This window comes from Labilibaculum sp. (assembly GCF_041595635.1).
In the GTDB taxonomy this organism is placed as follows: domain Bacteria; phylum Bacteroidota; class Bacteroidia; order Bacteroidales; family Marinifilaceae; genus Labilibaculum.
In genome coordinates this window covers 61,861-76,928 of sequence record NZ_JBFHJW010000003.1, presented here as the reverse complement: position 1 = coordinate 76,928, position 15,068 = coordinate 61,861, and the positions used below count along the sequence as shown (strand labels likewise).

Sequence of the window (15,068 nt, the reverse complement as noted above, 5' to 3'; positions counted from 1 at the left end):
CTAATAATCCCCAACAATCAGGTCATTTAAATTTCGTTTTGGAACATGATGAACCTGATTTTCATCTCGCCAATATTTAATGTCTTCGTCTTGCATTTCTTCCAACACCACTTTTTCTTTGGGTTTTCCTAATGCGACAACTTGAATTATTTTATAAGCTTCGTCGATTTGTAAAATCTCTCTTAATTCTTTTTCCTTAAAAGCACGAAGAATACAACCTCCATAGCCTTTTTCTACCGCTCCCAATAGTAAATTTTGAACCGCTATTCCATCATCACTAAAATAGTTTTTTCCTAAACTATCATCATTTAACATGACTACATAGGCAGCTGGACGTTCACCTTCAATAGGACCATTCCAATCGGACAAGTACCCAGCCCAAGCTAAAGTTTCAAAAACCTCGTGACGTTTTTCTTTATTCAGTACAATCTGATATTTAAGAGTTTGCCCATTTCGCCCCGAAGCGCCCATTCTGGCTAAGTCGATCCATTGAATAATATTTTCTAAAGAAATTTGTTCCTCTTCATAAAATCTTCGATAGCTTCTGTTTCGCAATACGAGTTCTTTTAGCATCTGATAATTAATTTGAATGATATTAATTTATTCCACTATACAGCTTGAATTAGCTATAAATTAAGTGATTTTTCCTTATTCATCAAGAAAATCTGAAAGGCTTTTACATTTATTTAACACGAAGTAAATCACAAACAAATTCAAAGAATCCGAATCGGACTTAGCAAGTCATTAAAAATGAAAAGGAAAGCGCTCATATCTATTGATAAACCTCTTTCCTGCGATTTTATTCCAAACTTGAAAAGTCTACTTTTCACACCTCTATTGTGTCCTGAAATTCACTAAAAAAGCGGTGTCAAATTAACTTGATCACCGCTTTTTGTACAAATTTCATCTATTTACAAAGCATCATATCGTTTTTCAATCACTTCCCAATTCACCAAATTCCAAAAATTCTCGATGTATTTCGGACGAGCATTTTGAGTATCCAAATAGTAGGCATGCTCCCAAACATCCATGGTTAAAAGTGGTTTTAGCCCATCGGTAATCGGATTGCCTGCATTTTCTTTCTTCATAATTCTAAGTTTATTGTGCGAATCAGCCACTAACCACGCCCAACCGGAACCAAATAAAGTAGCTCCTGCTTTCGAAAATTCCTCTTTAAAAGCTTCAAAAGATCCAAAGGTAGATCGCAAAGCATCAGCCAATTTTCCTTTGGGCTTGCCCCCTCCATCAGGACTTAAAGCCATAAAGTAAAAAGTGTGATTATAAACCTGAGCTCCATTGTTAAAAATTCCTCCCTCTGAGTGTCGCACAATTTCATCCAAACTGGCTTTTTCAAAAGCTGTTCCTTTTATCAGGTTATTTAAATTGTTAACGTAAGCCTGATGATGCTTTCCATAATGATATTCTAATGTCTTTTGACTGATAGAAGGCTCAAGTGCATTTAATGCATAAGGTAATTCTGGTAGTTCGTGTGTCATGATTTTGTTCTTTTAGATTTACCATACAATTTCATCATAATTATCGAAATACGCAACCCGATGTCTTAGAAAATTAAAAGACCGGTTTTCAAAGAAAACCGGTCCCAAAATCAAAAAAACAATAAACAAAACTAATCCTGAAAGTGTTTAGCCACCTTCTCCCAATTAACTACATCCCAAAATTCCGAGATGTAATCAGGTCTTTTATTCTGAAACTTCAGATAATATGCGTGTTCCCAAACATCCAATCCTAAAATTGGTGTTCCTTTAACTTCGGCTACATCCATCAATGGATTGTCCTGATTAGGCGTAGAACTGACAACTAGTTTGCCATTTGATTGTTTCACCAACCATGCCCATCCAGAACCAAAACGCGTAGCTGCAGCCTTGGAGAATTCTTCTTTAAATGCATCAAACGATCCAAAATCTTTTTCGATAGCTGCCAATAATGCTCCTGATGGTTTTCCTCCCCCATTTGGCGACATAACTTGCCAAAATAAATCGTGATTGAAAAAGCCACCTCCATTATTTCTTACTGCAACTGAATGCTTTGAAATGTTCGCTAAAATGTCCTCAATACTTTTGCTCTCCAGGCCGGAACCTTCAATAGCAGCATTTAGGTTATTGGTATATCCTGCGTGATGTTTTGAATGATGGATTTCCATTGTTCGTGCATCAATATGAGGCTCTAGAGCATCGTAAGCATAAGGTAATGCTGGTAATTTAAATGCCATATCTTGTATCTATTTAAGAGTAATTATTATCTATTTTTTTAACACTGAAACAAAGCTAATTTTTATCTAGATTAATTCCAAATACTTTAAAGACTTTTTTGTCTTTTATTTTCAAATCTTTCTCTCAACTTCTAAATACATTATTTTTATCTATTTTTGCCGCTTACAAACTTCCAAAAATTCTCTGGTGAACAAACGGATTCTCAAAATAGCACTCCCAAATATTGTCAGCAACATTACCATTCCTTTGTTGGGAATAGTCGATTTAGCTTTAATGGGACATTTAGGAAAAGTTGATTTTATTGGCGCCATTGCTTTAGGCGGAATCATCTTTAATTTTCTGTATTGGGGCTTTGTCTTTCTGCGCATGGGCACATCAGGAATTACTGCACAGGCTTATGGAGCAAGAAATTTTAGCGAAAGTATTCTTTCCTTATCACGAGCTCTTTTGGTTGCACTTATTGGCAGTAGCCTCATCCTGATTCTTCAAAATCCCATTGCCAAATTGAGTTTTTACTTCATCAACTCAGAAGAATCGGTGGAAACTATCGCAAAATCGTACTACTACATAAGAGTTTGGGCCGCACCCGCAACCATTGGTTTGTATGCTTTAACGGGATGGTTTATTGGCATGCAAAACTCAAAAATCCCTATGCTAATTGCAATCGCAAGTAATATTGTCAACATCTGTTTGTCGGCATTTTTTGTATATGGAATGCATTTAGATGCTCGTGGGGTAGCATTAGGAACTGTTATTGCTCAATACTTTGGCTTATTACTGGCCTTATTTTTTATCTACCGCTACTATCGCCGATTGTTTCATCACTGGAGCTTAGAAGGCATGATGAAAATTAAAGAATTGAAAAATTTTATTTCTATAAATAAGGATATTTTTATTCGAACCCTTTGTATTATTTTTGTATTTACCTTTTTTACTACAGAATCGGCAAACACAAATAAAATCATACTTGCCGTTAATTCTCTATTGCTTCAGTTCTTATTCATCTTTTCCTATTTTATGGATGGTTTTGCCTTTGCTGCTGAAGCTTTGGTAGGAAAATTTATTGGCGCTAGAAATAAAAAGGGTTTGCGAACAGTCATTCGTCTGCTTTTTATCTGGGGAATAGCTATTAGTCTAATTTTTACATTTTTTTATGGAACAAGTGCCAATTGGATCTTATCTGCCTTAACCAACAACGAATCGACAATTCTTGAAGCTCAAGCCTATATAAAATGGATAGTTCTACTGCCCATTTTAAGCTTTGCATCTTATCTTATGGATGGAATTTTTATTGGAGCTACCGCTTCGGCTTACATGAGAAAAACCATGATGGCAGCCACCCTACTGGTATTTATTCCTTGCTACTATTTTTTAGAGGATCTGTACCAAAACCACGGATTATGGATTGCCATGCTCGGATTTATGCTAGCAAGGGGTGTGTTTCAGTCCATCTACTACAAAAAAGCTATTTTACTCAAGTTAGATTAATCAACATCAAAAATTTGATCTAAACTCTCTTGCAGAACTTTGGTTAATCGTAAGCTTTCATCTTCCTCTATTTGATATTTTTCATTGGCATTCTCAATTCTATCAACCACGTAAAAGAGCTGAATTAAATGCACTTTTTCTAATAAACAGACATATAAAACACTCGCTCCATCGCGACTAATCACATCCGGATAATTTTTTAAATACATATCAGCTAAACCAAAAAGATTGGTCGGAATGGTATTGCAACTAATTCCACTTACTTTTCGATATTCAGATCGAAATCCGGGTAATGATAAATTATTTTCCAAAATTTCATTGGTAAACGGATGCTCATTTTTAGCTTGTATGCCCAAATCGAATACTGATGAAAAAGCATCATCGGTATCAAAACCCAGATCTCCAAAATAATCATCTATTACATTCACAATACAAGCTGATTCTGGCTGATCCTTTAAAGAAAAACACCTTCCTAAATGGATTACTGCATCGTATTTTTTAAAAGTTAGTGCTTTGGTTAAATGATAGGAAGTAACACTTCCTCCTGTTCCTGATATCAAAACATCAAGTTCTTTATTTTGATAGTTGAATCGAGCATAATTCTTCCCCAGATTCTCAATCAAAACCAGTTGACTAATAAAATTTTGCAGACTAGAAAAAGTGCCAGCTATTATTAAAATCTCCATAGATGCAATTACTTAGCTCGAACAAAAGCTTCTAAAAGTTTGTAAAGTAGGTGAAATTTATACTTATTTTGCAATTCAAAATTGCGACTTAAATTAAAACACATAACACAAATGGAATTTTCAACCAACGGAAAGAATAATAAAGGTTTCACAAAAATAGAAAAATACAATCAGGAAACTACAGAAGAGTTAATGTTTCACTATAAAAAGGTACTCGAATTATTAGGCGAGGATGCAGAACGAGAAGGTCTTTTAAAAACACCTTTGCGTGTTGCTAAGGCAATGCAATTCCTAACTCAAGGCTACCACAATGATCCTGAAGACATTTTGCGTTCTGCTATTTTTCAAGAAGATTACCGCCAAATGGTTATCGTTAAAGATATTGAAGTATATTCGATGTGTGAACACCATATGCTTCCCTTTGTTGGAAGAGCTCATGTTGCCTATATTCCCAACGGAACCATTACTGGACTCAGCAAAATAGCCCGAGTTGTTGATGCTTTTGCCCGAAGATTACAAGTACAGGAACGTTTAACAACACAAATAAAAGAATGTATTCAGAATACCTTAAACCCTTTGGGTGTTGCTGTAGTTATAGAAGCTCAGCACATGTGCATGTCGATGCGTGGCATTCAAAAACAGAATGCAATTACTACAACCTCTGATTTTACAGGAGCATTCGAGAAAGTGGCTACCAGAGAAGAATTCATTCGCTTAATTTCCACTAAATAAAGCCATTAAAACATCTGTATTTTTTAAGCGATTCTATCATCAAAACTTACAATCTGCCCTTCAAAATTGCAGATTGCAATTTGAATAGGTATATTTGTCTCCGGATTATTTTAAATCTTAACATGATAATCAATTCATTATTAATTTTTTAGTAACGAATTGAAAATTATAAATTGAAGAAAAAAATATGAAAGCATATGTATTTCCAGGGCAAGGAGCTCAATTTGTAGGTATGGGAAAAGACCTCTACGATAATTCTACCCTTGCTAAGGAACTTTTTGAACAAGCCAACGAAATATTAGGTTTCCGTATCACGGATCTAATGTTTGAAGGTTCCGATGAAGATTTAAGGCAGACTAATGTTACACAGCCTGCAATTTTCTTACACTCGGTGATTTTAGCAAAAACCCTTGGTGAGGATTTTAAAGCTGAAATGGTGGCTGGACACTCGTTAGGTGAGTTTTCTGCTTTGGTAGCCAATGGATCTTTATCTTTCGAAGATGGTCTAAAGCTGGTTTCTCAAAGAGCTATAGCCATGCAAAAAGCTTGCGAAAAAGAACCTTCAACAATGGCTGCTATCATCGGCTTAGATGATGAAACTGTAGTGAAAGTTTGTGACGAAATTAATGAAATTGTAGTTCCGGCTAATTTCAACTGCCCTGGTCAGTTAGTTATCTCAGGAAGCATGAAAGGAATCGAAATTGCCTGCGAAAAATTAATAGAAGCTGGTGCTAAAAGAGCGATCCCTTTAAAAGTAGGTGGAGCTTTTCACTCTCCTTTGATGGAACCTGCACGTATCGAGTTGGAAGAAGCGATTGAGAACACAATTTTCTCAGAACCAATATGCCCAGTTTACCAAAACGTAAATGCACTCCCAATTTCTGATCCTGTTGAGATCAAGAAAAATTTAGTTTCTCAACTTACCGCACCTGTGCGTTTTACTCAAACAATGATGAATATGATTGCTGACGGTGCTTCGTCGTTTACAGAAGTAGGGCCAGGAAAAGTGATTCAAGGTTTGGTAAAAAAAGTTGACCGAAAAATGGAAACTGTAGGAATTAATTCATTTAATTGCAATTAATAAAACAAAGCCGTTTCAATAATTATTGAAACGGCTTTTTACTTTTATTTAAAGCTAATTACACTAGCTTGTTTTTTACCATCCATCAAAATTTCCAAAGGTTCCTTAAAACGAACGTGTCTAAAGTAATGGATTTGCTCTACTAATTTTTGTTTTCCAAGCACATCCATATTCACAAAACTTTGCTCTGTATTTCCTCGAATCGAAAAGTAACCCACATTCATAGAAGTTACATTGTGAAAAAAGTGTGACCCCAAAGAAGCATCCAATGGAAAATCTTCCAATCCCTGCTCAACAATCACTTTCGCATTTGATATTTGCGACCATAAAACAGGAATACCTGTAAACTTATCTCTTGTTCCCCATCGTCCAGGACCAATTAACACGTATTTTCGATCTTGCTCTCTCATTTTTTGATTTAAATTTTCAATTTCGAGAGCCATTTCTTCTGTTTTTGTTCGATCAAACTTATCAATATCCATGTAAATGATATCCTGAACAGAATCAACCTTACCATTTCCCATTCCTTTGCTGGCCAACAATACAAGCTTTTCCTTATTAACCTTACTCATGTCAATATCTATACTCATTTCCTGACGGATAAGAGGTTTTATCTGTAGCAAATGAAAAGTAGGAAGCATATTTTTTCCCTTTGTAAGGTCCACAGCAAATTCAATTTCAACCGGAGCACCCATAGCTTGCTTAAAAATAGTAAGTAGCACACTTAAAGCATGAGCAATAGGAACTTGATTGTATTTTAATATATTCGCAAAATCAACCACTCGAGGACCTCTCAAATTCAAATCCGGCTCCAATCTATCATTCTGATAATCGTAAACCGATGCACAATGTAAAAGATTACCATCTTTTTCAGCATCCGAAAGATCATATTTTATTGTTACTGCATCCTCGCCATCTTTAACCAGATCAAAATCATCTTTCTGCATGTTAATTGCATAAAAATATTTCTGAGAATCTTTCATTTGATCCTCGATGGAAGCCAATTGCAATTTGGGATGCTCGGGGCAGAAACGGTGTGTTTTTTCTCCTCCTACTACATATTTTCCCAATCCGATGGCTATAACAGCAAAACCATCCTCTGGTTTCATGTATGAAAAAGGATAGTAGTTGTAAGATTGAGCAACACCACTTATGTTTGGATAAAACCTCCCATTAGACTCCTGACCAACTACTTCCTGAATAATAACCGCCATTTTTTCTTCCTCTATTTTATAATCGACAGCACTAAAGTACGATTGAGCATCAGGCGAAAAAATAGAAGCATAAATTAGCTTTATGGCCGTTTCTAATTGAGCAAAACGTTCCTCAATATCTTGATGATTGTTAGGCAATAAATAGGTTGCATAAACACCTGCGAAAGGTTGCATTAAAGAATCCTCAAACAAACCTGAAGAACGCACAGCAATGGGGCCTGTCATTTCTTCAAGATACAAACGAAGTCGTTTCTTTAACTTCTCAGGCAAATCTCCTTTGGTAAATAGATCTCTTACTTTTTTGTAATTTTTATCCAAATATATTTTATCGTACAAATTATTCTTTTCGATAAAATTGTCGTACTCCTCTACCCCTATAATGGCAGTTTTCGGAATAGATATGTTGATATCCTTTATTAGTTTGGCAAAGTAAATGTTTTCAATAAAATTACTAAGAAAGGCCAATCCTCTGCCTTTGCCCCCCAAAGATCCGGCTCCTAAACGAACCACATAGTGGTTTGAATTTACAATATTTGGTCTAAATTTAATGATGCGCCCGCGAAGCTGTTTTATTCTTGAGGATTCGAATACATTCAAACAAAATTTACGAAGGTCTTTTACTGATTTGAAATCCTCAATTTGATAACGTCGTAATTTTTTAGCAACATTAATTTCTCCACGTGCCATCAACCAAGTAGAAATTCCATTTCGTTTAGAATGAAAAAGAAGAGATTCATCGGGCACATACTTTAATTTCTCTTCAAACTCATCCATAGACTTTGCTATGGCTACTTTAGTTCCACTTTGATTTCTAAATACAAAATCGCCAAATCCGAGTTTTGTATAAATGAAATTGTAAATATCCAGAGCCAGAGTATCGCTATTTTTATTGATAAAATCAGCATCTACCTGCATAGCACGAATGGCATTATCTGTATCGTGCGATTGCATTAAACATGGAATTTTCATGTTTTTTTCCTGCACATACTTAATCAAGTCAACTCCAGAATCATTATCTAATATTCCTTCTCGGGCAAAACGAACATCTGAAATTACACAAAGCAAATTTTCCAGGTACTTATCAACTACTTCAACAGCATCTTCATAAGTACTCACAAGAATTACTTTGGGTCTAGCCCTCATTTTCAATATCTTATGTAATTCATCTATTTCCCCTTCATCGGATATTACCTTTTGTGTTTGGGTCATTACTGAAGTATACAGCAAAGGTAAATATCGGGAATAATATTTTACCGAATCCTCGACCAATAAAATCACCCGAACATCTCCAATTTTGGTATCTGGTTCCAGATTTAATTTATCCTCAACGTATTTGGTCATGGCCATAAATATTTTAGTAGAGCCATTCCAAACAAAAACCCGATCGATATTGTTTTTGATTTTATCAGCAGCTCGGTCGAAAAAGGCCAAATCGCTATTGTTATTTACCAAAACCAGTACTGGAATATCTGGTTGTACTTTTTTAATTTGCTGACTTAGTTCTAAAGGTGATTCTTTATCCAAACCAGCCATGATGATTACAACATCAAAATTCCTTTTATCCAGAGCTTCTGTTGCTTCTTCATTGGTTGCAACACTTGTAAAACGTGGTGCTGCATAAAGATTTAACTGTAAATATTCTCCAACAATTTTATCTGAAAATTGTCCTTCCCGAACAATTGTATAAGCGTCATAATAGGTCGCAATCAGAAGAATTTCCTTCACTTTAAAGGGCATCAGTTCCTGAAAAATATCTCTATCACTCTTTTTTCTTTTGTAAATTTTAGAAATCGAAACTTCTTCCATCTTAATTCATGTTTTGTTGTTGTTGTTGTTGTATGCATTTGAAGATGCAAAGTAGTATTAATTTATGATTCCATGCCAAGATTTTCGTGAGCAAAAATCATTTTCATTTTATAAAATAAAAGCGATTATAAAAAGTATAAAATATCAAAAAGCGCCTCCTAAAACAGGTAAAAATCCTTCTAAAAAACAAAGAGGAAACAATTGGTCTCCTCTTATACTTTCTCTTTTATATTTACCTATTTAACTTCCCATGTATCACCACTATTTAGCAAATCATCCATACACTTAATGCTGGCTGTTGCTCGAACATCCTTAATTTGTTGCTCTAATTTTTCTTCGTAAGAAAGTGCTTCCACATCGCGAATCACACCTAATGCAACCGGATATTCGGGAGCTGACATATTGGATAACAACCATGCCATATGAGGATCAGGATTATGAGCATCATGAATTAAAATATCCTGTTCGGTAATTCCAAATTCACCAATTGTAACTACTATTAGTTTACCATTACCTCCTAAAACTAAGCCTTTATTTCTATCCTTACCAAAAATCATTCTCTCGCCATGTTGCAAAATCAACTGAAAATCATGCTTTGTTTCTTTATCTGTAATCATCGCATGAGCGCCATCATTATAAATCACACAATTTTGAAGGATTTCAATAATAGAAGTTCCTTTGTGTTTGGAACCAGCAAGAATTAATTCTGTTGTAAGCTTAATGTTGGTATCAATTGAGCGTGCATAAAACTTCGATTGAGCTCCCAATGCAAGCTCTGCCGGATGAAATGGTTGCTCTATAGTTCCGAATGGCGAAGTCTTGGTAATCATTCCTTGCTTCGAAGTTGGCGAATATTGCCCCTTGGTAAGCCCATAAATCTCATTATTAAAAAGAAGAATGGTCATATCAATATTACGTCGAATTGCATGAATAAAATGATTTCCTCCAATGGCCAATGCATCTCCATCACCAGAAACTTGTATAACTTCAAGTTTTGGATTTGCCGACTTTACCCCTGAAGCGATGGCCGCAGCTCGACCGTGAATCGTATGAAAACCGTAAGTATTCATATAATATGGGAAACGCGAAGAACATCCGATTCCTGAAATAACAGCGAAATTCTCCTTGGGAAGTTCGAGAGCTGCCATGGCTTTTTGCACCGAATTTAACACTCCATGATCTCCACATCCGGGACACCACCTTACTTCCTGATCACTTTTAAAATCTTTTGGAGTAAACTTTTTAGGACTCAATGTATGATTGCTTGTATCTGTCATGATTACTTCTCCTCTAGTAATTGATTAAACTTATCTTTTAATTCCAACACTGTAAATGGTAATCCTTGCAGTTTATTAAATTGATGAAATTTTATTTCTTGAAAGCTAGAACGTAAATATTCTGCAAATTGACCTTCGTTTAATTCACAAACAATTACTTTTTTATAGCGTTTCAAAACTTCTTCGGTATTCTTAGGCAGGGGAAAAATATAATGAAAATGTGCTTGAGCAATTTTCTTTCCTCCCTTTTGAAGTTCCCGAACAGCCGTGGTTAAATGGCCGTAGGTTCCTCCCCAGCCAACTACCAAAAGATCAGCTTCATCTTCCCCTTTTACTGTAAGCTCAGGAATAAAATTGGCAACTCTTCTAATTCGCTCCGAGCGAATTTCTGTCATCACCTGATGATTTTCAGGAACATAGGAAACAGTTCCTGTAACATCCATTTTTTCCAATCCTCCAATTCGATGTTCTAAACCTTTTGTTCCAGGAACAGCCCATTTTCTCGCCAGTTTTTCTGGATCTCTTGCATAAGGCTGATAATCGTCACCCTCCTTTGCAATTGGGGGAACAATATTTGGTAAATCAGTCATTTTCGGTACGAGCCATGGCTCGGCTCCATTGGCAATAAAACCATCGGTAAGTAGAATAACGGGGGTCATGTGTTCCAAAGCAATTTTACCCGCTCTAAATGCGTATTCGAAGCAATTTGAAGAGGTACTTGCTGCCATCACAGGCATTGGACATTCTCCACTACGACCGTGAATAGCTTGCATTAAATCAGATTGCTCGGTTTTAGTAGGCAATCCCGTTGAAGGCCCACCACGCTGAACATTTACAATCACAAGAGGCAACTCGGTCATTACGGCCAATCCTGCAGCTTCAGTTTTAAGAGCCAATCCTGGTCCCGATGTAGTTGTAACTGCAAAATCTCCAGCAAAACTAGCACCAATTGCTGTACAAATACCAGCGATTTCATCCTCTGCCTGAAAAGTTTTTACTCCTAAATCTTTACGAGCTGCTAATTCTTGAAAAATTTCGGTAGCCGGAGTTATTGGATAGGAACCACAAAACAATTCCAAACCAGCCTTTTCGGCTGCAGCAATTAATCCCCAGGCTGTTGCTTTATTTCCTGTTATATTTCGGTAAGTTCCTTGTTTTATTCTAGCTGGAGCCACACTAAAGTTATAGGGTAAAGCCTCTATTGTTTTGGCAAAGTTATAGCCAGCACGCAAAACCATTTTATTGGCTTGCACAACCAAAGGATACTTGCGAAATTTATTCTCGATAAACTCTTCGGTATGAGCAAGCGGACGATCGAACATCCAATAAACCATTCCTAAAGTAAACATGTTTTTACTTCGTAGAATACTTTTCTGATCCAAACCTGAGTCTTTTAAACATTCCTTTGTTAAGGTAGTTACTCTGGCTTTAATCAAATTATAATCTGCCAGATTGTCGTCATCTAAGGGATCAGATTCGTAACCTGCTTTTTCAAAGTTTCGCTCGGTAAAACTATCTTCGTTAATAATAATAGTTCCACTTGGTTTTACCCATTTTAAATTAGCTTTTAATGCTGCTGGGTTCATGGCCACCAATACATCTGCAAAATCGCCTGGAGTATTCACCTCCATGTGTCCGAAATGCAACTGAAAGCCTGATACTCCACCCACGGTTCCTTGTGGTGCACGAATTTCTGCTGGATAGTCAGGAAAAGTGGCAACATCGTTTCCAAACAAAGCGGAAGTATCGGAAAATTGCGTTCCTGTTAGCTGCATTCCATCTCCCGAGTCGCCGGAAAATCGAATAACAACTTCTTCCTTTTCAATGATTTTTCTCTTTTGACTCATAATTGTACTGAATTACGCTTGATACTAATACTTAATAGATGGTAATTGGAAATTTTATACCAGATACTATCATGCTAAAAACATGTTACATAGCTAGGTAAAGGTAGCGTTTCCCTGTTTTTAGACAAGAAAAGAGAATAAAATTTATTGATTTTTCGCAAACGTTTGTAGATTACAAAGTTAAGACTTTCTAAAATTCAAAAAAACGAATAATTTGAGCTTAAAATGAGAAATTTAGTAGACCCTTAAACGCAAAAGAAAATCGTTTTGTTAAAAAAAAATCCAGTGAGACAAAGCTCACTGGATTATATTTCTATGACCTCACAAAGAGATCACTTTACAAAACCGATTTAAATTTTATCGAAATTATCGAGTAAATGTGAATGTGTAATCACCCCAAGAGGAATAATCAGATTCACCTTCATATAAGTACTCTAATTCGAATACAATTTCGTAGGAACCATCACAAGTGCTAAATGAACCTGATTTTAAGGTATAAGAGTAGTTTGTATACACTGAGTAAGCAGCAGCCCAACCCGAGCAGTCATCAGCAACAATTGTTCTTTCTGTATCCCCAGTTAACTGATATGAAACAGGATCAATTATCACCTTCATGGTATTACCATTACCTGTACAAGCATCAGCTTCAGCTAGGCCAGCGATGTAAACAATGTAGGGATCATCTTCGTCAGCAGTAATACTAACATTAGAATCAACACCCCAACCATCGCAAACAATACCATAAGAACCAGTTGTTATGCTAGAATCGAATTCGCAAGGTATATCAATATTAAAAGCAGCCTGAGAACGAGAAGTCACACCATCAGAGGTAGTCATCACATAAACAGCAATTTCCGATCCTAACTCAATTTCACTTGAAGTAAGACCTAAAGCAGTTAGAATGTCTGCAGCGGTAATTGTGATATCGCTAGGGAACGAAGCGATATCCTGTAAAAATTCTTCATTACCATCATAAGCCACTCGAATTTCTGCAGCATCAACAGCATCACCATCTTCTAAACTAACAGTAAAAGAAACATCGTCTACTGTAAAATCTGTAAAGATTGGAGATTCAGGAGTAAGACCAGTAAGAACTGGAACAACTGCCACATCTCGAGATGCTACCAAATTATCATTTGTATCCTCGCACGCGCAGAAAAATAAGCCCAACGCCACGATCATACTTAGTATTTTAAATCTTTTCATTGTCGTAAATTTACATTATTAAAACCTAACTATCGTGAACCTCCAGCCCACCATACATTCTCGGAATAAACGTAAGTTCCGTCGCCGTATGCGTCATAAACATTAGCGTTCGTAGTAACATCCTCAGAACCATAAGTGAAGCGCAATGGAAATTTAGAACTGTTTAATGAGTTATCTAAATCAATAAAGTTATTACCCATAGCAGTCAATCTTCTGTAATCATTGTAAGCTTCAACAGCTTCTTCTTCGTAGAATGCGATGTACTTCTGAACCATAATCTCTCTCAACGCAGCATCAGCATCTGTTAATTTAGGAGCAATTTCGGCATCATAGTATGCAGTTGCATCAGCCTCTGAAACATCTACATTGGTTTTTGCACAAGCAGCAATAATTGCATTTTCAAGAGCAGTTTTTGCACCATCTAAATCACCATTCCTAGCATAAGCTTCTGCTTTCAAAAATTCAAGCTCGTGATATGACATCAAGTATGTAGGAGCCGTGATTTCACTTATTCCAGACATACCGTAATACTCTTGAATTTGTTCAGGCTCACCATTAGGAGCGAAAATAAGTTCATCACTATCTTCGTAAGCTACAAAATAAACACTGTCTCTTGGATCATTCCTTGATTCCATTTTATCGTGAAGACTTTGACTTGAACCAAAATAGTCACGATCCAAAAAGAATTGATAAAATGGACTTTTTGAAGTAGTACCATTATAATCGAACTGACATTGTTCGCTAGCATCTGTAAAAGACTGATCTGCATAAGCAATTACACTGTCATAATCAGGTGAAATATATGATAAACGCATTGTGTATCTGGCTTTCAATCCGTAAGCAAATTTTTGCCATTTTTCAATACTATCATCATCGCCATCGTAAAGAAAATCCTGAGATCCCAATAAAGAGTAAACCGACTCTTCCGATAAATTTGCAATTCCATTATCTAGGAAGGCAAAAATATCTTCATAAATTGACTCCTGAGAATCCAAAACAGGAGTAAAAATAACTCCAGGTTGTAAAGCTTCCGACCAAGGTACATCACCAAATAAATCGGTTAAAATTGCCAAATTGTAAGCAGAAAGAATTTGAGCTATACCCAAAGTATAATAGTTTCCTTCTTCTGATCCGCCTTCGTCACATTTTTCGATAATGTCTTTAAGGTTGTACAAATTGGTATAAATAGCATCCCATGAATTATTGTAGGTTGAACTACTTGTAGGTTCGCCTGATCGAGTTTCAGCATTATACATTTGACCATAAACTCCAACATTGTGCTCCATATAACAAGAAGCATAAAAAGCCAAATCACTAGCTGTAACGCTAAAAGCTGAACTTGTCATTACATCGGTAATAATCAGGTTGGAAGTTACATCCGATGGATTGTTAACATTTTCATTGATTTCATCCATTACCTCATCAGAACAAGAAGTAATAGTTATTGCTGATAGAAATACAGCAATTTTAAATATATATTTTTTCATACTATTCATTCTT

The 15,068-nt window shown here is 36.0% G+C and carries 12 protein-coding genes; 3 read left to right on the top strand and 9 right to left on the bottom strand.

What is annotated here, in order from left to right:
- The 3 genes from ABYT26_RS01755 to ABYT26_RS01745 all read right to left on the bottom strand — a co-directional run bounded on the left by ABYT26_RS01755 (nucleotide 1) and on the right by ABYT26_RS01745 (nucleotide 2,230).
- A complete protein-coding gene (locus tag ABYT26_RS01755; RefSeq protein ID WP_372751165.1) occupies nucleotides 1-573 on the bottom strand; it encodes a nitroreductase family protein in 573 nt (190 codons plus the stop codon).
- 338 nt (nucleotides 574-911) lie between these two features.
- Nucleotides 912-1,496, bottom strand: a complete 585-nt coding sequence (locus ABYT26_RS01750; RefSeq protein ID WP_372751164.1) for a superoxide dismutase — start codon at nucleotides 1,494-1,496, stop codon at nucleotides 912-914.
- A gap of 131 nt (nucleotides 1,497-1,627) precedes the next feature.
- Complete coding sequence (locus ABYT26_RS01745) at nucleotides 1,628-2,230, bottom strand: superoxide dismutase (RefSeq protein WP_372751163.1); 603 nt, start codon at nucleotides 2,228-2,230, stop codon at nucleotides 1,628-1,630.
- 187 nt (nucleotides 2,231-2,417) lie between these two features.
- Here ABYT26_RS01745 and ABYT26_RS01740 point away from each other — a divergent pair, with 187 nt between their 5' ends.
- Complete coding sequence (locus ABYT26_RS01740; protein WP_372751162.1) at nucleotides 2,418-3,719, top strand: MATE family efflux transporter; 1,302 nt, start codon at nucleotides 2,418-2,420, stop codon at nucleotides 3,717-3,719.
- Here ABYT26_RS01740 and ABYT26_RS01735 read toward each other — a convergent pair.
- Nucleotides 3,716-4,405, bottom strand: a complete 690-nt coding sequence (locus ABYT26_RS01735) for a hypothetical protein (protein ID WP_372751161.1) — start codon at nucleotides 4,403-4,405, stop codon at nucleotides 3,716-3,718. The two genes, ABYT26_RS01740 and ABYT26_RS01735, sit on opposite strands and share 4 nt — an antisense overlap.
- Nucleotides 4,406-4,516: 111 nt before the next feature.
- Between ABYT26_RS01735 and folE the strand changes: the two genes are divergently transcribed.
- On the top strand, nucleotides 4,517-5,137 hold the full coding sequence (gene folE, locus ABYT26_RS01730; protein ID WP_372751160.1) for a GTP cyclohydrolase I FolE: 621 nt from the start codon (nucleotides 4,517-4,519) through the stop codon (nucleotides 5,135-5,137).
- A 187-nt stretch (nucleotides 5,138-5,324) separates the two neighbouring features.
- Nucleotides 5,325-6,218 carry an ACP S-malonyltransferase gene (gene fabD / locus ABYT26_RS01725; RefSeq protein WP_372751159.1) on the top strand — a complete coding sequence of 298 codons (894 nt, stop codon included), beginning with the start codon at nucleotides 5,325-5,327 and terminating at the stop codon, nucleotides 6,216-6,218.
- A gap of 44 nt (nucleotides 6,219-6,262) precedes the next feature.
- On the opposite strand, the gene ABYT26_RS01720 is transcribed toward fabD, so the two are convergent.
- The 5 genes from ABYT26_RS01720 to ABYT26_RS01700 all read right to left on the bottom strand — a co-directional run bounded on the left by ABYT26_RS01720 (nucleotide 6,263) and on the right by ABYT26_RS01700 (nucleotide 15,055).
- Nucleotides 6,263-9,238, bottom strand: a complete 2,976-nt coding sequence (locus tag ABYT26_RS01720) for a PEP/pyruvate-binding domain-containing protein (protein WP_372751158.1) — start codon at nucleotides 9,236-9,238, stop codon at nucleotides 6,263-6,265.
- Nucleotides 9,239-9,474: 236 nt separating this feature from the next.
- Nucleotides 9,475-10,515 (bottom strand): 2-oxoacid:ferredoxin oxidoreductase subunit beta, encoded by a 1,041-nt coding sequence (locus ABYT26_RS01715; RefSeq protein WP_372751157.1) that lies wholly within the window; start codon nucleotides 10,513-10,515, stop codon nucleotides 9,475-9,477.
- Nucleotides 10,516-10,517: 2 nt separating this feature from the next.
- Nucleotides 10,518-12,362: a 2-oxoacid:acceptor oxidoreductase subunit alpha gene (locus ABYT26_RS01710; RefSeq protein ID WP_372751156.1), complete on the bottom strand. Its 1,845-nt coding sequence runs from the start codon at nucleotides 12,360-12,362 to the stop codon at nucleotides 10,518-10,520.
- A 366-nt stretch (nucleotides 12,363-12,728) separates the two neighbouring features.
- Nucleotides 12,729-13,568 (bottom strand): hypothetical protein, encoded by an 840-nt coding sequence (locus ABYT26_RS01705; RefSeq protein WP_372751155.1) that lies wholly within the window; start codon nucleotides 13,566-13,568, stop codon nucleotides 12,729-12,731.
- 29 nt (nucleotides 13,569-13,597) lie between these two features.
- Nucleotides 13,598-15,055 (bottom strand): SusD/RagB family nutrient-binding outer membrane lipoprotein, encoded by a 1,458-nt coding sequence (locus tag ABYT26_RS01700; protein WP_372751154.1) that lies wholly within the window; start codon nucleotides 15,053-15,055, stop codon nucleotides 13,598-13,600.
- Between the last annotated feature and the right edge of the window lie 13 nt (nucleotides 15,056-15,068).

What these genes read in the sequence shown, in the direction of transcription:
- ABYT26_RS01755 (WP_372751165.1), bottom strand. Translation starts at nt 573, where the DNA reads ATGCTAAAAGAACTCGTATTGCGAAACAGAAGCTATCGAAGATTTTAT.
- ABYT26_RS01750 (WP_372751164.1), bottom strand. Translation starts at nt 1,496, where the DNA reads ATGACACACGAACTACCAGAATTACCTTATGCATTAAATGCACTTGAG.
- ABYT26_RS01745 (WP_372751163.1), bottom strand. Translation starts at nt 2,230, where the DNA reads ATGGCATTTAAATTACCAGCATTACCTTATGCTTACGATGCTCTAGAG.
- ABYT26_RS01735 (WP_372751161.1), bottom strand. Translation starts at nt 4,405, where the DNA reads ATGGAGATTTTAATAATAGCTGGCACTTTTTCTAGTCTGCAAAATTTT.
- folE (WP_372751160.1), top strand. Translation starts at nt 4,517, where the DNA reads ATGGAATTTTCAACCAACGGAAAGAATAATAAAGGTTTCACAAAAATA.
- fabD (WP_372751159.1), top strand. Translation starts at nt 5,325, where the DNA reads ATGAAAGCATATGTATTTCCAGGGCAAGGAGCTCAATTTGTAGGTATG.
- ABYT26_RS01720 (WP_372751158.1), bottom strand. Translation starts at nt 9,238, where the DNA reads ATGGAAGAAGTTTCGATTTCTAAAATTTACAAAAGAAAAAAGAGTGAT.
- ABYT26_RS01715 (WP_372751157.1), bottom strand. Translation starts at nt 10,515, where the DNA reads ATGACAGATACAAGCAATCATACATTGAGTCCTAAAAAGTTTACTCCA.
- ABYT26_RS01710 (WP_372751156.1), bottom strand. Translation starts at nt 12,362, where the DNA reads ATGAGTCAAAAGAGAAAAATCATTGAAAAGGAAGAAGTTGTTATTCGA.
- ABYT26_RS01705 (WP_372751155.1), bottom strand. Translation starts at nt 13,568, where the DNA reads ATGAAAAGATTTAAAATACTAAGTATGATCGTGGCGTTGGGCTTATTT.
- ABYT26_RS01700 (WP_372751154.1), bottom strand. Translation starts at nt 15,055, where the DNA reads ATGAAAAAATATATATTTAAAATTGCTGTATTTCTATCAGCAATAACT.